Source organism: Arundinibacter roseus, from assembly GCF_004348825.1.
Classification (GTDB): domain Bacteria; phylum Bacteroidota; class Bacteroidia; order Cytophagales; family Spirosomataceae; genus Arundinibacter; species Arundinibacter roseus.
This window is the reverse complement of the sequence record NZ_SMJU01000001.1, coordinates 96,532-114,048: the sequence shown is the minus strand read 5'-3', so window position 1 is coordinate 114,048 and position 17,517 is coordinate 96,532. Positions and strand designations below refer to the sequence as shown.

Annotated in this window: 13 protein-coding genes, 1 pseudogene and 1 riboswitch; of the genes and pseudogenes, 3 read left to right on the top strand and 11 right to left on the bottom strand. The window is 47.8% G+C overall.

Annotation, left to right across the window (positions count from 1 at the left end):
* Window positions 1-66 precede the first annotated feature (66 nt).
* The 7 genes and pseudogenes from EZE20_RS00540 to EZE20_RS00510 all read right to left on the bottom strand — a co-directional run bounded on the left by EZE20_RS00540 (window position 67) and on the right by EZE20_RS00510 (window position 8,056).
* Window positions 67-3,243 (bottom strand): WD40/YVTN/BNR-like repeat-containing protein, encoded by a 3,177-nt coding sequence (locus tag EZE20_RS00540; RefSeq protein WP_132113386.1) that lies wholly within the window; start codon window positions 3,241-3,243, stop codon window positions 67-69.
* A gap of 204 nt (window positions 3,244-3,447) precedes the next feature.
* Window positions 3,448-3,741 (bottom strand): annotated as a pseudogene (locus tag EZE20_RS24350) (HepT-like ribonuclease domain-containing protein).
* A gap of 28 nt (window positions 3,742-3,769) precedes the next feature.
* Entirely contained in the window at window positions 3,770-4,063 is a 294-nt protein-coding gene (locus EZE20_RS00530; protein ID WP_132113384.1) for a nucleotidyltransferase family protein, read from the bottom strand.
* A gap of 109 nt (window positions 4,064-4,172) precedes the next feature.
* Window positions 4,173-4,511, bottom strand: a complete 339-nt coding sequence (locus tag EZE20_RS00525) for a DUF433 domain-containing protein (protein ID WP_228713480.1) — start codon at window positions 4,509-4,511, stop codon at window positions 4,173-4,175.
* 123 nt (window positions 4,512-4,634) lie between these two features.
* The gene (locus tag EZE20_RS00520) at window positions 4,635-5,555 is read right to left on the bottom strand and encodes a DMT family transporter (protein WP_228713479.1); all 921 of its coding nucleotides are present in this window, start codon (window positions 5,553-5,555) and stop codon (window positions 4,635-4,637) included.
* A 31-nt stretch (window positions 5,556-5,586) separates the two neighbouring features.
* Window positions 5,587-6,339, bottom strand: a complete 753-nt coding sequence (locus EZE20_RS00515; protein WP_132113382.1) for a LytR/AlgR family response regulator transcription factor — start codon at window positions 6,337-6,339, stop codon at window positions 5,587-5,589.
* 82 nt (window positions 6,340-6,421) lie between these two features.
* On the bottom strand, window positions 6,422-8,056 hold the full coding sequence (locus EZE20_RS00510) for a sensor histidine kinase (protein ID WP_132113381.1): 1,635 nt from the start codon (window positions 8,054-8,056) through the stop codon (window positions 6,422-6,424).
* 176 nt (window positions 8,057-8,232) lie between these two features.
* Window positions 8,233-8,450: riboswitch (cobalamin riboswitch) on the top strand.
* Between the two features lie 85 nt (window positions 8,451-8,535).
* Here EZE20_RS00510 and EZE20_RS00505 point away from each other — a divergent pair.
* Window positions 8,536-10,470 (top strand): TonB-dependent receptor plug domain-containing protein, encoded by a 1,935-nt coding sequence (locus EZE20_RS00505; RefSeq protein ID WP_228713478.1) that lies wholly within the window; start codon window positions 8,536-8,538, stop codon window positions 10,468-10,470.
* Window positions 10,467-11,555, top strand: a complete 1,089-nt coding sequence (locus EZE20_RS00500; protein WP_132113379.1) for a DUF5074 domain-containing protein — start codon at window positions 10,467-10,469, stop codon at window positions 11,553-11,555. Before EZE20_RS00505 ends, EZE20_RS00500 begins: the two co-directional genes overlap by 4 nt.
* Before the next feature lie 99 nt (window positions 11,556-11,654).
* On the opposite strand, the gene EZE20_RS00495 is transcribed toward EZE20_RS00500, so the two are convergent.
* The 4 genes from EZE20_RS00495 to EZE20_RS00480 form a co-directional block, all read right to left on the bottom strand.
* Window positions 11,655-12,401 carry a tetratricopeptide repeat protein gene (locus EZE20_RS00495; RefSeq protein ID WP_228713477.1) on the bottom strand — a complete coding sequence of 249 codons (747 nt, stop codon included), beginning with the start codon at window positions 12,399-12,401 and terminating at the stop codon, window positions 11,655-11,657.
* A 79-nt stretch (window positions 12,402-12,480) separates the two neighbouring features.
* On the bottom strand, window positions 12,481-13,812 hold the full coding sequence (locus EZE20_RS00490; protein WP_132113377.1) for a DEAD/DEAH box helicase: 1,332 nt from the start codon (window positions 13,810-13,812) through the stop codon (window positions 12,481-12,483).
* Between the two features lie 50 nt (window positions 13,813-13,862).
* On the bottom strand, window positions 13,863-14,090 hold the full coding sequence (locus EZE20_RS00485) for a helix-turn-helix domain-containing protein (RefSeq protein WP_132113375.1): 228 nt from the start codon (window positions 14,088-14,090) through the stop codon (window positions 13,863-13,865).
* A gap of 2 nt (window positions 14,091-14,092) precedes the next feature.
* Window positions 14,093-14,656, bottom strand: a complete 564-nt coding sequence (locus EZE20_RS00480) for a DUF2975 domain-containing protein (protein ID WP_132113373.1) — start codon at window positions 14,654-14,656, stop codon at window positions 14,093-14,095.
* 175 nt (window positions 14,657-14,831) lie between these two features.
* Here EZE20_RS00480 and EZE20_RS00475 point away from each other — a divergent pair, with 175 nt between their 5' ends.
* Window positions 14,832-17,459, top strand: a complete 2,628-nt coding sequence (locus EZE20_RS00475) for a glycoside hydrolase family 95 protein (RefSeq protein ID WP_132113371.1) — start codon at window positions 14,832-14,834, stop codon at window positions 17,457-17,459.
* Window positions 17,460-17,517 lie beyond the last annotated feature (58 nt).

Here is a 17,517-nt window from a genome sequence, read left to right as displayed (position 1 = left end):
TAATAATCAAAAAGCCTTAGCCTGTCGATTATTAACCATTTCATGTCAAAGATAATACAGATTACCTCATTTTTCGTCCGTTACAACTACTGCTGGAAGTTGCCGGGCTTTGTACAAAGCATTGAAACGCTCAATGTCTTCCTGAACAATTTTTTGCATGGCGTTTTTGTGTACCTGCCATTGATCCAGCAATTCCTTCAGGCGGGCGTTTATACCTGCTGTGGGAGCGGGATTGTGGGTTCCGGCGCGGTCGCGCAGGTCGAGGAGCTCGGCATTGAGTCTATTCTGAAAATTGATTACATCCTGAAATGTTTTTTGCTTCGGGCTAATGAGCCGATCTTCCCAGGCTGTAATTTTATCTACAACTTCTTTGCCCAAAGCAATCCATTCTTTTTGGGTCGAATCTGCCTTCCAGGGTTTTTCCAGAGCTTCAATTTGTCCTTTGGCCCGTCGCATGGCATTGACGGCCTGATGCATCTCCCGTACGGCATCTTCGGCCTGAGTCAGCACGAGTTGTTGCGCTTCAAAGTCGGCTGGCAGAGCGTTCAGGCGCGGATCCGGCAAAATTTTCACAGAGGTCGTGGAGGTATCTCCATCCGCTATCAATCGTAAAGTATAAGTGCCTGGCCCTACAAGGCTTCCCCGATAATCCCCATTGACAAACACTTTATCAACGCCTGGCAGGGCTTCCCGGCGGAGATTCCAGGCCATGCGGTTTATGCCTTTTTTGGTGGGTAAAAGCGCTTGCGGGGCCGGGCCTCCTTCATATTTTTGGTAGGTAAGGTCTTTTTGGTTGGTAAAAGATCGCAGCATACGCTTCCCTCCGGCATCCAGTACATCAAGCGTAACGGTTGCGCTATCAAGATCTTTGGGCAGGAAATAGCTGATCAGCACACCCGCCATTGGGTTTTGCCCATAGCCAGGAATCGGTTCCGGAATCGAAGGCCCATCCAGGCGAATAGTGGTGCGGGGAGTAATCAGCCTGGCTTTTAACTCAGTCTGGAAAGGCGTATTTGCCTGTTGCAGGGGGCTCAGGTCATCCAAAATCCAGAATGCCCGCCCCGACGTAGCTGCCAACAGGTCATTGTCCCGAATAAAAAGATCGTTGATGGGCACCACGGGCAGATTCAGCTGAAAAGACGTCCAGTTTTCACCGCCGTCATACGATACATACAGGCCGGTTTCTGTACCCGCATAGAGTAAATCCTTGCGAACGGGATCCTCACGCACCACCCGTGCGTAGGATTCGGGAGCAATGCCTCGAACGATTTTCTTCCAGCTTTTTCCAAAATCATTGGTATAAAAAATATGGGAAGAAAAATCATTGAAACGGTACTTGGTGGCTACCACATAGGCTGCCGCCGGATTGTGAGGCGATACTTCAATGCTGTTGATGAGGCATTCGCCCAGGTCGGGTGGAGTGACTTGCTGCCAGCTTGCGCCATCGTCCTGCGTTACGTGTACCAGCCCGCAGTCGCTGCCGGTCCAGATCACGCCGTAGCGGTGCGGTGATACGGCCACGTACGCAAGCGTGTTGTAGACTTCACCGCCCGCACCTTCGTTGGTAAAAGGCCCGCCGCCTGCTTCCTGTTTGGTGGTGTCGTTTCGGGTAAGGTCCGGGCTGATAACATCCCAGCTTTGACCCTGATTGCGCGAGCGCAGCAGGACATTTGCGCCATGATAAATCACGGAGGGGATTTGTGGAGAAGCAACGATTGGGGCGTTCCAGTTGAAGCGGTATTTCTGGTATTTTGGAACTTCGGCCAGGCCAATGGTGGGGTAGGCCATAATGTCTTTTTGCTCTCCCGTTTTTTTATCCAAAACAGAAATATTGCCCTGATACGAGCCACCATAGATCAGTTCAGGATTTTCGGGGTCAAAGGCGATAAATGCACTTTCACCGCCGGGGCCACTGGCAAAATCCTGCCAGCCGATTCCGGGCCCGGTCGTGCGGCTCGTGATCATCACGGAGCTGTTGTCCTGCTGCCCGCCATATACCCAATATGGAAACTGCTTATCGGCAATAACCCGATAAAACTGTGCGGTAGGTTGGTTTTCCTGTGTACTCCACGAAGCGCCACCGTTGAAGCTGATGTTGGCACCGCCATCGTTGGCATTGATCATATTTTGTGGATTCTGCGGATTGATCCACAGCCCGTGGTTATCGCCGTGCGGAGAACGAACCGTCACGAATGTTTTGCCGCCATCAATGGATTTCAGAAGTGGCGCATTGATGCAGTATACCACATCGGGATTTTTTGGGTCGGCCTCTATTTCAATGTAATACCACGCACGTGCTACCGTTACCCGGGCATTTGTGGTCTGTGTCCAGGTTTGCCCACCGTCGTCGGAGCGATACACTCCGCCTTTTTCACCTTCTGCCTCAATATTGGCATAGACCCGCTGAGGATTTGCGGGCGAGACCGACACAGCGACTTTACCCATTTCCTTAGGCAGACCTTTGCTGAGTTTCGTCCAAGATTCGCCTCCATCGGTCGATTTATAAAGGCCAGAACCGGGCCCTCCGCTTACTACTTTCCAGGGCAGGCGGCGGTGGTCCCACATGCCTGCGTACAAAATGCGTGGATTAGTAGCATCCATGCTCAAATCAGCACAGCCAGTGTTGGTATCCACATACAGGATTTTCGTCCAGGTTTTGCCTCCATCTTCGGTTTTATACACGCCCCGTTCTTCGGTCGCTGCATGGGCAGCACCCTGCACGGCAACGTACACCACGTCAGGATTTTGTGGATGAATGCGTACAGACGCAATATGCCGGGAAGCCGGAAGGCCCAGGTGTTTCCAGGTTTTGCCCGCATCCGTGGACTTATACACACCGTCGCCATGCGAGGTCATCACGCCCCGAATGGCGTGTTCGCCCATGCCCACGTACAAAACGTTGGGGTCAGAAGGGGCTACGGCAATGGCTCCAACAGAGCTTGTTTTCAGAAATCCATCCGTGATGTTAGACCAGCTGAGGCCCGCGTCTTCGGTTTTCCAGATACCGCCGCCCACGGTTCCCATGTAGTAGAGCAGCGGATTGCCGGGCACGCCCACCGCCGCGACGCTTCGTCCTCCACGGAACGGGCCGATATTTCGCCATTTCAAACTTTTATAGAGACTATCAGAAGCAACAGCCACAGAAGGCGCAGGAGTGTCAGGTGCTTTTTTTCGTTTTTGTGAAAAGGCAGAATTTCCAACAAGAAAAAAAACAGCCAAAAGAGGCAGAAAAATTCGTTGCATACGCAGAAGGGTAGGTTAGGTTAAGATGCGTAGGCAAGTTACAGATTTTGACAGTTTTTTGTGAAAAGGAAAGTGCGGATTTCGCTGCTGAAACAGCGACTTGAAAATTAAGTGGGAAAGGGATTCATGGATTAGGGATTTTCCACGCAGGAAGTGTTTTATCTCCCCTCAAAATGAATGTATTGACCGTATGTAAAGGCGGAATTAAAGCTGTAAAAGTTGTTTTTCCAATTCAGCTAAATCGTTTTGGACAATATACCAAAGAATCTGATAGTCAACACCGAAGTATCCGTGAATGAGCCTGTTACGAAAACTTATCACACTATGCTATACTATTTCTGAATGGTCGTCTCGAAAAGCTTCTGGTAATTGATTTGCTGCTTCGCCGATAATCTCAAAGTTCCGCTCTACGGCATCAATTGTACGAATATCTGCCATGAAAGCTGTAAAATCAAGGCCCTGCGTATAGATTTTGATTTTGGAAATGGCCAAAAGCATATCGTTGATCAGTAGCCGAGGATCTCGTTTAGACGTAGATCAGGTCAGGTTCGATTGCAACAAAATAGGCTGGTTTGATACCATTGCGAGAGACCAAATCAACCGGCATTTGGAGGTAGTCTTCCAGGTCTTTGGCCAAACTGAAAAACTGAAAACCGATAGGCTTATTGAACTCAACCAAAATATCAATATCGCTTGTGTTGGTTGCTTCATTTCGGGCTACAGATCCAAAAAACGCCAGGCTGTCTATGGGATATCGTTGGGCGAGTATGGGCTTGATAGCAGCCAACCGAGCCCGTATTTTCTGTCTTTCTACAACCATAGTCTATTTGATTTTTACAAACCTATCAAATTTAACTAAATTAATCCAAACCAACGGTGACGGCTTATTATTTGCGCTCACAATGAGAACCGAACATAAATTCCTCGAACTAGGCAGCTATCAATACGGGGTGGTTGAGTTTTGTTGCAGCGTACTGTAAGCATGTGACCACATCAGCATATTCCAAATCAGGAAGCTCATCTTTGATTATTTCATCAATAGTGAGACCAACAGCAAGGAGTTCAAGTACATCAGTTACCCGAATTCTCATACCACGCATGCAAGGTTTTCCGCCACATTGATTTGGGTCAAAAGTTATTCTGTTTGGTAACATAAGGCTTGTTTTTCTACAAAGTTTTTCATTTTTTAGATTACAAAAATCGAACTGAAAAATCATCCTCTCCACTTCCTCACAAAGTATTGATTTTTTCTGGTTTTTCTTCAACATGCATAACCGTTCATCCTTTTTATACTGCGATAAATGGTGAAAAAACGGTTTACATTAATTGCCTCTATTCTTTCCATAAATGGGTTTTTGTAAACAGTGCTAGGGAATTTGCCTTTGAATTCTTTACCGGCGTTTTGGCTTACGCAGCGACACCAGCACGCCGCCGCCAATAATTAGCGCCATCCCCATCAGCGTGAGTAGTTCGGGAAAAGGATCGCCGAGCCAAAGTCCTAATAAACCCGAAAACAGGATGTTGGAATAGCCAATCGACGCCACCCGTCCGGCTTTATCGAAGGTAAATGCAATGGTCAAAAAATATTGCCCAAGCATTGCGATGATCCCCAAAGCCAGCAGCCCGCCCCAATGCGTGGCCGTAGTGGGCATGACGAAGTGCCCGACCAGGAAGTCATAGCCGTCGATGTGGAGGTATTCGCCGGCGAGCATGGAGGCAACCGGCATCAGAATGCCCGAAAGCATGAAAGACAAGATAATTGCCCGGGTGTCGTAAAAAGTACTTAGTTGTCGAATAGAAAGGTAGGCAATTGCCGTAAAAATAGCGTTGCTGAGTCCGATGGCATGATGCCCCAGCGGTGCGGTGAGGTCGGGACGGAAAATGAACAAGATGCCCGTGAAACCAATAAAAATAGCGCCCCACTCGCGCCTGCTGAGCGCTTCGCCGACAAATAGCCACGAAAAAACCGCCAGGAAAATCGGGTAGCTGTACTGATAGGTAGTTGCCGCACCAAGGCCGAGTGTTTGAACGGCGTAAAAGAATAAATAGAGCGATAGCGTGCCTATGACACCCCGAAAAACCAGCAATCCGGCGCGTCCTCCGGTTTGTTGCAGGGGGCGGTTCAGCAGGCTTACGAGTACAAAAACAACTCCCACGAGGTTTCGGAAAAACACCAGCTCGACGGTATCAAAATCACGACTGAGCCATTTGGCCATGGCACCCACGGTTCCGAAACAGACCACCGCGCCAAGCATGTAGAGAATACCTTTGTGCGAAACCGGCGGAATTTCTGTGGTAGTAATCGTTGCCAAAAGAAGAATGAAAGATTGAAAAAAGGGAATGTCAACGCTTTCCGGTCATCATTTTTTCTTCCAAAGCTTTGAAAAAACGGTCGCGGTAGGTTTCTCCCAAAGGTAAGGACGTCTTTTTATCAATAAAAACCTGATTGCCTTCAATGTAATTGATTCGATCCAGCGAAAGTATATAGGAGCGGTGAATCCGCATAAATTGCCGTGCAGGCAGGCGTTCTTCTACGTCTTTCATGGTCAGTAGGGTGACGATCCGCTCCGAGGGCGTGTAAATACTGACGTAGTTTCCCAGCCCTTCTACGTACAAAATATCCTGAAATTTTACCTTTTGTACCCGTGCATCTACTTTTACAAAAATATAGTCTTCTTCTTCTGGAACGGGCAGCGTAGTAGCAGCGGGCGCATTCTCCGAGACCGGCAGGGAGGTACTTTCAATTTGTTCGCGGGCTTTTTGTACGGCTTTCAGAAATCGGTCAAACGAAATCGGTTTCAGCAGATAGTCCAGCACGCTGAGTTCGTAGCCTTCCAGCGCATACTCGCTGTAAGCCGTCGTGAGGATCACCCGGGCGCGGCCTTTCAATAGTTTTATAAAATCAATCCCGGACAGTTCGGGCATGTGAATATCCAGAAAAATGAGGTCCACGGGTTCAGAATACACCTTATCGAGTGCCTCCATCGGGCCGAGGCAGGCGGCTGTCAGATTCAGAAAAGGCGTTTTTTGAATATAGTGCGTCAAAATATCAAGCGCACCCTGCTCATCATCTACAATCAGGCAATTAATGGACATAGTTTTGGTTGTTTTCTGGTAAACATGACTGATTTTTTTGTGCTTACATTTTCTTGATTTCTTGTGGATTTACCCTCAAAATCTACAACACGATCACCAGTTCCGTTGTAAAAAAATGTTCGGTATCGTCAATCGTAAGCGTGTGGCGTTCGGGATAACCGAGCAGCAACCGCCGTCGAATATTGTCAAGGCCAATGCCCGTTGAATTTTCTTTGGGACCGCTCCGTTTTTTATTTTTTACAAAAAATGTAAGTGCGTTTTCCGTGACTAATAAATTGATTATCAACGGATATTGTGCGTCATGTAATTCGCCGTATTTAAACGCATTTTCAACAAACGTAATCAGCAAAAGCGGCATAATGCGGCGAAAATGAATGTTGCCTTCGGTGCTGAAATTGACTTGTAGTCGGTTGGAAAAACGCAGCTGATTAAATTCAAGAAAATTTTCCAGGTGTTTGATTTCGTGTTCGAGCGGTACTTTCGACTCATCGCTGTTTTCGTTCAGAGCGTAGCGCATCATCTCCGAAAGCAGGAGCGTAGCCCGCGAAAGATCTTCGGAGAGCGGCAGCGATTGGGCGTATAAAAAGTTAAGGCTATTGAACAAAAAATGCGGGTTTATCTGATATTTCAACGATTGCAGCCGTGCGTCAACCACCTGCTTTTGCAGTTCCTGCTGATGCAACGCTTCTTTCTGCCGGATTTCAGCCAGTTTGGTGAGTTCACGCTGATCGCGAATTGCCCGCCGGGCGTATCCATAAATAAAACTGACCAGAATAATGTAGGCTTCTTTGTTACCAACTGCCGCCAGCACAAATCCTACGAAATATCCCACAGTGCCCACACTATTTAGCGAAGCAGCCTTATATTTTTCATTCTCCAAAATATTTTTTCCATCAAAAACCGGAGGGAAATCAAAAAAATGGACAAGACTGGCAAACCACAAACCCTTGATCGCACACAAAGCAAACCACAGGAGCAAAGCACTCAAAATAGCCAGAAAAAGCTGATTGCGGGCCAATAGCCGAAAACTTGTACGCAGGCTGATATAAAAAAAGACAATCGAGGGCAAAACAAGCAGCAAGGTAAGGCTCCAGTCAATCGGTTTGCCTTTGACGATCTGATCGAAAATATTGATGTAGGTCCAAAATGCCCAGCCCAGAATATGCCATACGACGATCCGGAATGGCTCAATTGCCGGAAATTTACTCAGAAGTGAAGGTTTCTCTACCCATGTACGATTGAGCGCGTTGAGCTGCCAATTGGCCAGAAGCCCGTTGAAAGTTAAGATAAACAGAACCGTAAGAAAAGAACTGAATAGCCGAATAAAGGTAATAAACCCCCTTTTTTTAAGAATTTCTTTTCCTTTATTCTGATAAAAAAGATCCAGTATCTTTTCGATTTCTTCGGGAGTAGTAAACGTAATGTGAATGAAATAGAAAAAACTTATCAAACACAGCAGGCTTAAAAAAATGTGTAGCGAGAAAACCGTATAATTTTTTTGACGAAGGGCAGGGATGCCTAATTCTAAAAAATAGATGTAATGCAAAAAAGCAGAGGCTACAAAAATAGGAATAGCGATGTGATTCCATTGCTGATAAATTCCGAAGTAATCCCACAAAAAAGCCACGTACAGACTACCGGTCACAGGAAGCCCCAACGCAGAAATCAGCCAGGCCGGGCGCTGAGAGGTTGCCGTTGATGCAGTAGAGTGTGTCATGAATGGAGCATATGTATCTTGTAAAATTTCAAAGGTATGGGTCAGAAATCATTTGGTCGAATGAAAAGGATGAATGCCGTGGATTAACTGACTAATCCCGACAAACCGTGGCCGAACCCTTTGGCAATTTCCTAAAAAATATACCCGAAAATAGAGCGCATCCCTACATATTTTTTACCTTTGTGTCAGTTTCAGGTGCCTCATGCTCTTTCAGGAGAGTTTTTAAGGCTTAATAGGGAATTCCGTTTGAAGCGGAAACTGTCCCCGCAACTGTACGTCTCACCCATAGTTTAGATGTTGGCTCAAACCCCAGCCACTGTATCCATCAGCAAGATACGGGAAGGCCCGAGTCAGCGAGACAAGTCAGGAGACCTGCCTGAAATAATCCGCGGAATCGGTTTTCGGAGGAAAAACCCATACTGCGTCCGCTGCATTTCGATGTTCGGACTTTTTTTAAAAATACTTTATTCATTACAAAATTGGTTACTCGCCCACAGGTTTGGTGGTTGGTGATGCTGCTGTTTTTGATCCTCTCAGGATCAAATTCCCTGCATGCACAGCACGACACAATTTCGTTGAATCCACTGACAGTCAGAGGGTTTGCGCCCGAGCGGTTTATGGCTGGGCTCAAAGTGCAACGCATTGATTCTGTGACAATACAGCAGTTTCGCTTTCAGAATATCAGCGAACTTCTGGCGTTTCATAGCCCAATGGCGTTCAAAAATTACGGACCGGGGCAACTCAATACTGTTGCCTTTCGGGGGACGTCATCTATGCATACGGCCGTTTTGTGGAATGGCCTGAACATCAATCAGCCAAACCTGGGTCAAACAGATTTTTCGACACTTCCAGTCGCCGGATTTGAGCGCCTTGCAGTTCAATATGGTGCTTCCGCCAGTGTCGTTGGTACCGATGCCGTGGGAGGAAGTCTCCTTCTGGAAAGTGCAGGAAGACAGCCCTCGGGGCTTCGGGCGCAGCTCTGCCGGCAGCAGGGAAGTTTTAACAATTTTCAAACACAGGCCGGTGCCACGTACGGAGGTAAAGCAGGAGCGTCTTCTTATTTTTCTGGAAAAACGCTCGTGTATGACGGCCAAATGAATAATAACTATGGCACAACCGAACGGAGAAATTACCTGTTTGAACCTTCCAAAAGTAGACAGCGAGGACTGGTGCAGGATCTGACCTGGAACCTGAGAAAGCAACGGCAAATTTCTGCACATGCCTGGTTTACAGATAATAGCGTGGTGCTGGCGCCCGAAAACCCAGTAGCTCGTGAGCAAACCCGCACGCAGTCGTACCGATCTATGGTACAGTATCAAACGCCTTCCTGGACCTGGCGCACAGCCTGGATTCGGGATTTGATTGAGTTTGGAAAAGGAGATTTTTCTACGCCCGAACATACCGGCACGGATCGCTTTGTGACTCGCCTGGAAAAAGAAAAAGAATGGAACTTGTCCAAAAACGGATCACCTTTGTCCGTCCGCATGGGGGCGGAGCTGGCGCATTATCGGACACGGGTTGAAGGCTACACGTTGCCGCTGATTACCGAAAATCGTGCTGATATTTTTGTCATGAGTCGCTGGCAGGCAACCGAGCGCCTGCTGTTTTCGGCAGCTCTTCGGCAGGCGTTTGTCACTCGTTTTGATCCGCCACTGACGCCTTCGGTAGGGGTCGATTATGTATTTTTTACTACCCAAAAAACTACACTTAAAGCCAAAGGCGCCGTTGCAAAAAGCTACCGCGTGCCTACGCTTAATGAGCGCTACTGGAAAACGCTCGGAAACCCGGACATCCGTCCCGAGCGAAGCTGGAACAAAGAAATAGGCGTAGAGTTAAAACAAAATATTGCTGATTCACAAATTCTTACAGCGTCACTAACAGCTTTTCATAATCGGGTAGACGACTGGACCTACTGGAATCCGGAAAGAAACTACCGGGTCGAAAACCTGCAACTGGTTGTAGCTCGGGGCGTTGAGTTTTTGAGCCGTTACCAAACTACCTATCTTCGCTGGCAGCTGGGAGCAACGGCGGGCTATGCTCTCACCCGTGCCTCTCAGGAACGCCTATACGACGCATATGCTGCTGATATTGTAGGCAAGCAGTTGGTGTATGTTCCTGTACATCAGGGAAATTTAACGATTTTCGCCCAGCGCGGAACCCTGCGCCTCACAGCGCTTGGCCGGGCCGTTAAGCGAAGCTATTATACCTTTGACAATTCCAGAAACCTGCCTGGCTATGTTTTCGTGTCGCTTTTGGGTGAAAAAACCCTGACATTGGCTCGTTTGCAGGCTACCATGCAGGCGCAGGTACACAATCTGACCAATGCCTTTTATTTAAATGTAAAGCGGAACGCCATGCCGGGCCGTAGTTTTTCGTTCACTCTTTTAGTTGCATATAATTCTGAATCAAAATGAAACAACAATTCTTAAAAGTAGTAGCCGGCGTATGCGTGGTCGTGGGGATGAATGCGTGCCGGGAAAAAACACCTGATCCCGAAGTGTATGAACAGGGAGTTATGGTGCTGAATGCCGGTAATTTTTTGGATAATAACGGAAGCATTTCCTTCTTCCGACGCGAGCAGTCGGAGGCGCAAAATGACCTGTTCTTTCAGGAAAACGGTCGTTCACTGACCGGAAATGTGCAGAGTATGGCGGAAGTTGGCGCGTATTCACTCATTTTGGTCGATAACAGTACGGCTGGTCAGGATAAGGTAGAAATAGTAAATGTAGGCACCTTCAAGTCCGAAGCTACGTTGTCGGCACCCGACATCGAAAATCCACGCTATGTCGTGCGTATCAACGACACAAAAGCTTATGTTTCGTGTTGGGATGCGACGGGTGATTTTTCCGATTTCTTCAAAAATCAGGGCTACATAGCGGTCGTGGATTTGACTACACAGACAGTAACCAAAAAAATTCCGGTGCCCAAAGGTGCGGAGCGAATGGTGAAAATCGGGAATGAGGTTTATCTGGGAGCCGTAGGCGGAACCGAAAACTTGACCGTCCTGGATGCCGCCACAGATCAGGTCAAGCGAATTATCAAAATTGGCGCTTCGCCTGATCCCATTGATGTAGACGCCAATGGAAAACTCTGGATTCAGTCAAACTATAATGTAGTACGAATCAATCCACTTACGGATGCCATTGAAGCAAATGTACGCGTGGGTAATCACGCGCTAAAGACTCCGTCAAACTTCGCCATTACGCCTGACCGCCGGAGCTTTTACTTCCTGTACTCGTTCTATGATCCTGCCGCCAACTATGCCCAAAAAGGAGAGATTTACCGATTTGGCATCGACGATACCACGATTCGTACCGATACACCTTTTCTGCGCCGGGTAGTGTCAGGCCTTGGCGTGGACCCTGCGCAGGGGCTTATTTACGGAGGTGTTACGCCCTCTTTCAAGCAAGCGGGCTACGTAGTGCGCTACCGAACCGATGCGAGCGTAGTTGATTCCATCAAGGTGGATATTTCCCCTTCGGGTTTTGTGTTTAAATAAGTGCTTAGTTTAAAGAAAAATGTGTGTGTAAATGTAAAAAAGTGTCAACCTTCTGGGTTGGCACTTTTTCTTTTTTGCAATATTATGGTTTAAAAACTTTTACTTAAAGAAGCCTTCTGGATCGGGGAGTTTTGCCCGTAGCAGTTCTACAAACTGAAAGTCAACGAGAGAAAAATTCAACCGGCGGCCTGTGTGTAAAGCCTCCCAGGATTTTGCAAAATCCTCCCGATGAAATTCGGCAATAGCGAGGTTATAAAACGTTTGGGCATAGGTAGAATCGAGTCTCGCTGCATGAACCAGCAATTGGTGCGATTCGTCCAGATCTGCGCGGTCGTTTGTCTGGGAAAAATGCCTTAACTCAACCGTTGATAAATCTACGATAAGCGGCACATTTTCGGGAGCAATCTCCACGCCTTTCCGGAGCATCCGTTCGGCTGCTTCAAACTGTTCTTTTTGAAAAGAAACCACGCCTAATCCCCAAAATGCATCCACATTTTTTTCATTCAGAAGATAGGCAAGATTGAATCGATACGTAGCCGTGTCAAGCTGCCCTTCCTGAACATATTCCCAGGCACGGGTCGCAAAAAATACGCTTGCTTCTTCCCGGTTGGCAAACGATTTGTCGCAATCGCTCAAAAACCGAATTTCTTCTTCAATCTGCTCCGAGGTTTTGCGTTGCTCACCAAACAAAGGAAGTACGTGCCGCTCCGTCAATGAAAGTGTTCGGGCCTGCGACAGGTTGGAGTCCAGCGTACGGGGCGTAGTGCTGGCGTATTGCATCGTAGTTTGACACACACCGGGCAGCGCAGCTCCCAAAAGGCAAAATAAACGAACTAAAATCTTCATAGTGAGTTAATAACGGATTCAAGCATTCCAGCCGAGGACGGGTGTATATCCCAACGCCCCAAAACGAGGGTTTATTGTGTCAGGAGCGGCTCCGCCGTTTGGTCTGCCCTTTCTTGCGTGTGTCGCGTTTATTGGTATGACGCATGTGTGGTCGTTTCTTTTTTTCGTGGAAAGCCCCCTGAAAAGTAGGATCTTCGCGTCGTTTCTGCTGGTCAATTTCCCGCAATTGGTCCTGATTTTCATCAAAAGGAGTCTTCACAGTTTCAAGCTCAGCCGGGAGAGATTTACGCGGAATTTCCGCCCGGATCAGCTTTTCGATAAATTTGATGTGATACTCATCCGCAGGCGTCAGGAACGTAATCGCTTCGCCGCTGTGGTTGGCCCGGCCTGTTCGCCCGATTCGGTGCACATAATCTTCGTAGATAATGGGTACGTCAAAGTTTATTACATGGCTGACCTCCGTCACATCAATTCCCCGCGAGGCTACATCCGTAGCGACCAACACGCGCACATTGCCTTCCTTAAAAGCTTCCATAGCGTTGATGCGCGTATTTTGGCCTTTGTTGGCATGTATAACCCGAACATCCCCTTCTTCTACTACCTTTCTCAGGAGAAATTTATACACGTTGTCCGCATTTTCTTTGCTTCGGGTAAAAATCAGTACGCGGCTAAATACCTCCGTTTGGGCCAGCATCCATTCCAGCAGGTGTATTTTGGTTAAAAAATTGGGCACCTCATACAGCGACTGCGTCACCATTTCGGCAGTAGTAGACTGCGGCGAAACCTCGACCCGCATCGGGAATTCCAGAAATTCAAACGAGAATTTTTCGACTTTTTCCTGAAATGTAGCCGAAAAAAGCAGGTTTTGGCGCTTGCGCGGAATCACTTCCAAAATGCGGCGAATCTGCGGCATAAAGCCCATATCCAGCATTTTATCGGCCTCGTCCAGCACCATTGTATGAATGTGCTTAAGAATGATTTCTTCTTTGGCATACAGATCCAGAAATCGTTGCGGGGTAGTTACCAGAATATCCACACCGCGCCGAAGCGCTTCAATCTGCGACTTGGGCCCAATGCCGCCGTACAACGCCACTGTCCGGATGTCGGTATAGCGGCTCAGTTCCACAACGGCGGCGGCGATCTGCATCACCAACTCACGGGTGGGTGCTAAAATCAGCGCTTTTGGCGAATCACCCTGCGCAAATTTAATTTTCATGAGCAACGGCAGCACAAAAGCCGCCGTTTTGCCCGTGCCCGTTTGGGCAATTCCCAGTACATCATGCCCCGCCATCGCCAGCGGAATGGCTTGCTCCTGTATGGGCGTAGGGGCGGTATATCCGGCATCGTCGATTGCGTTAAGCAATTGACGATTCAGTTTAAATCCCTCAAAAAGATTAGGTTGTATTTCCATGTCGCAAAGGTACGAAAACTTTACTGCCACCGGCAGCAGTTCCGGATCCGTTACGATAGCGCCTTTTCGGCTTCGTCCGGTACGTATTCCAGGATGTCGCCGGGTTGGCAGTTGAGGGCTTCACAAATCGCTTCCAGCGTAGAAAATCGGATGGCTTTGGCTTTACCTGTTTTTAAAATAGACAAATTAGCCAGCGTAATATCTACTTTTTCGGCCAGTTCGGTTAACGACATTTTTCGACGGGCCATCATCACATCCACATTTACAATAATGCTCATTACTAAATAGTTAAGTCGTTTTCCTGCTGCATTTCTATGCCCCGGCGAAAAATCTGCGAAATAATATAGACGATGCCCGCATTGAGCAGATACACACCGCCCGCATCAAATCCACCGCCATCTACCATGCCCACGGATATCCGATCAATAATCTGTTCCAGCCCTTCCGTTCGCTTACTGACCTGACGAAAATAGATGCTGCCAATAAAACTAACAACCCAAATCGAAATCAGCAGGTAAGCGGTTTTTTCAAAAAGCGTAGCCATTTGTACGGTAAAGGGATTTGAAATTTTAATGGTTTCGAGCGCATCTTTTATTTTTTCCCAAAGCTGAATATGCAATAGCGCAATGGCTATAATCAGACTCATCAGCATCCAAAATTCTACTTCGTGAGTTTGTTGAAATGCGGCCAGGTCGCTTGGTTGAGCATTGTTTTTAATGGGGTTGTCAGGAAATACAAAAATGGCAATAATATAGCCAATCATAAGGGCCGTGCGAACGATGGCCCCAAGAAATACCGCCCAGGCTACTATTCTAAGCCCGAACAAGATGTGTTCTGTTTTCATAGATTAAAATGATTTATTTTTGACAAAGGTAAAATAATTATTGATAAACAATAAATATTTATCTAAAAGCAATTTTTGTAATCGAAGTAAGTTTATGGAAATCAAAGGATTTGTCAAAAAATTCAAGAGAAGGCCTCGGCTTTTTACTTTACTATTAAATGTTAGGCTGATTTATATGTACACACGTTTATATTTGATTCTCCTGGCCGCAGGCATAGTTCAGCAAACGGCTGCTCAAAACAACACTTCACCCATTCAAATTCCGAAGCAGGATTTACTTATTTACTACGAAAAACCGGCTCAGGAATGGGTAGAGGCCGTTCCGTTAGGCAACGGCTATATGGGCGCCATGCTGTTTGGTGAGCCTGAAAAAGAACATATTCAGCTCAACGAAGGGACGCTTTATACCGGAGACCCAACCCGCACGTACAAAAGCACGGACATTCGCAAGCAGTACAAAGAAGCAACCGAGCTGCTTCGTGAGCGGAAATTTCAGGAAGCGCAGGCACTTATTACAAGCGAGTGGCTCGGACGTAACCATCAGTTGTATCAGCCTATGAGTGATTTTTGGATAGATTTTTCCCATCCAAAAAACATCATCACGGATTACAAACGAACGCTGGATTTATCTACCGCAACCGCAACGGTAAGTTACCGGGTTGGACAAACAACGTATCGGCGGTCGCTTTTTGCCAGTTATCCGGACCATTGCATGGTGCTTAAAATAACGAAACAGGGACCGGACAAAATAAGCTGTAAGCTGCGATTTTCTACACCTCATGAAGCTACCGCCCAAACCCAAAGCCGGGGCAAACAGCTATCTGTGCGGGCCAAAGTTCCGGGCTTTGCCCTGCGCCGAACCTTTGAGCAGGTCGAGAAATTAGGCGATCAACACAAATATCCTGAACTGTATGAAAAAAATGGGGAGCGCAAACCAACGGCTCTTAATCAACTATACGGAGAGGCTATTGATGGTTTGGGAATGGCTTTTGAAACCCGTGCAGATGTGCGCACGGCAGGAGGGAAAGTTGTGGCTTCGGGGGAGACTATTTCCATCGAAAATGCCGAGGAAGTGATTGTAGTACTTACCGCAGCCACGAGTTTTAATGGATTTGATAAAAGTCCGGCAGACGGAGCCGTAGACCCGGTAGCAACGGTAGATGGCTACCTGAAAGCCGTGGCTAAGAAAAGCTATGACGTGCTTTATCAAAGTCATCTGAAAGATTACCAACGGCTTTTTAACCGGGTAGCTTTGCAGCTGGGGCAGCCTACGCCACAGTCGGCTATGCCAACCGACCGCCGGGTAGAGCTTTTTGCTAATGGGCAGGATCCATCGTTTGCGGCCTTGTACTTTCAGTTTGGACGCTACCTCATGATCGCGGGCTCCAGGCCGGGCGGGCAGCCGCTCAACCTGCAGGGCATCTGGAACGATCAGCGTGTGCCGGCCTGGAATGGAGGCTATACCATCAATATCAACGCACAGATGAATTACTGGCCAGCCGAACTCACCAATCTGTCGGAGTGTCAGGAGCCATTTTTACAGGCAATCAAAGAATTGGCAATCAACGGCACCGAAACGGCTCGTACCATGTACGGAAACGATGGCTGGGTGGCGCACCACAACATGGACATCTGGCGGCATGCCGGACCAATTGATAGTTGTCCGTGTTCTTTTTGGCCAATGGCCGCAGGTTGGCTGACGAGTCATTACTGGGAGCGCTATCTGTTTCAGGGAAATAAAGAGTTTTTGAAAAATGACGTCATGCCCTTACTGAAAGGTGCGGTGCAATTTTATATGGGCTGGCTGGTGCCAAACGAGCGGGGTTATTTGGTAACGCCCATCGGCCACTCACCGGAACACAACTTTCTGTACGACGGAAACAAACAAGCCACGTACAGCCCCGGCCCAACCATGGATATGGCTATTGTGCGGGAGTCATTTGCCCGCTATCTGGAAGCCTGTACTACCTTGGGCATTGATGATGATTTTAGTAAAAAAGTAGCCGATAACCTGCGACAGCTGCTGCCTTATCAGCTCGGAAAGTATGGGCAGTTGCAGGAATGGCAGGAAGATTTTGAAGATAGTGAGGTACAGCATCGGCATTTTTCGCATGTGTATGGCCTGCATCCCGGCAATCAGATGAATTTTGAAACCACTCCTGAACTCATGGCGGGCGTTCAGCGCGTCATGGAACGCCGGGGCGATGCCGCCACGGGCTGGTCTATGGGTTGGAAAGTAAACGTGTGGGCTCGCCTGCGCAATGGAGAGCAGGCGCTCAAACTCATGACAAATTTGTTTAGCCTCGTGCGCAGCACTAAGTCAAGCATGCAGGGCGGTGGCACCTATCCCAATTTATTTGATGCGCACCCGCCGTTTCAGATTGATGGCAATTTTGGCACCACGGCTGGCATTGCCGAAATGCTCGTGCAAAGTCATTCCGGAGAAATTCATTTGTTGCCTGCCTTGCCCAAAGCCTGGAACTCCGGGAAAATCAAAGGTTTGCGGGCAAGAGGCGGTTTTGAAATTGATATGGAATGGGCCGATGGTCGGCTGATTCAGGCGGAGGTGCGGTCTACGTTGGGTGGTGTGTGCCGCATTCAAACCAATGAACCGATGCAGCTAATCGGGGGACAGGCACAGGCGGCATCCGGGCAAAATCCCAATCCTTTGCTTGATTTTGTACAAGCAGGAGCGCCCTTAATTAAGGACAGCTCGGCACTTGCGACAATGCCCATTTCGGCCAGTTATTTACAGGAACTATCCACGGAAGCAAACAAAGCTTATCGCCTGTTGCCAAAGTGACAATTTCAATCAGAAAGTACAGGTAAAGATTTTTTTTAACAGAAAACAGCCGAAGCAA

Coding starts and splice junctions, on each gene's coding strand:
- EZE20_RS00480 (WP_132113373.1), bottom strand. CDS start 14,656: ATGAAAACAGAACACATCTTGTTCGGGCTTAGAATAGTAGCCTGGGCG.
- EZE20_RS00485 (WP_132113375.1), bottom strand. CDS start 14,090: ATGAGCATTATTGTAAATGTGGATGTGATGATGGCCCGTCGAAAAATG.
- EZE20_RS00475 (WP_132113371.1), top strand. CDS start 14,832: ATGTACACACGTTTATATTTGATTCTCCTGGCCGCAGGCATAGTTCAG.
- EZE20_RS00490 (WP_132113377.1), bottom strand. CDS start 13,812: ATGGAAATACAACCTAATCTTTTTGAGGGATTTAAACTGAATCGTCAA.
- EZE20_RS00495 (WP_228713477.1), bottom strand. CDS start 12,401: ATGAAGATTTTAGTTCGTTTATTTTGCCTTTTGGGAGCTGCGCTGCCC.
- EZE20_RS00515 (WP_132113382.1), bottom strand. CDS start 6,339: ATGTCCATTAATTGCCTGATTGTAGATGATGAGCAGGGTGCGCTTGAT.
- EZE20_RS00540 (WP_132113386.1), bottom strand. CDS start 3,243: ATGCAACGAATTTTTCTGCCTCTTTTGGCTGTTTTTTTTCTTGTTGGA.
- EZE20_RS00510 (WP_132113381.1), bottom strand. CDS start 8,056: ATGACACACTCTACTGCATCAACGGCAACCTCTCAGCGCCCGGCCTGG.
- EZE20_RS00500 (WP_132113379.1), top strand. CDS start 10,467: ATGAAACAACAATTCTTAAAAGTAGTAGCCGGCGTATGCGTGGTCGTG.
- EZE20_RS00530 (WP_132113384.1), bottom strand. CDS start 4,063: ATGGTTGTAGAAAGACAGAAAATACGGGCTCGGTTGGCTGCTATCAAG.
- EZE20_RS00525 (WP_228713480.1), bottom strand. CDS start 4,511: ATGTTGAAGAAAAACCAGAAAAAATCAATACTTTGTGAGGAAGTGGAG.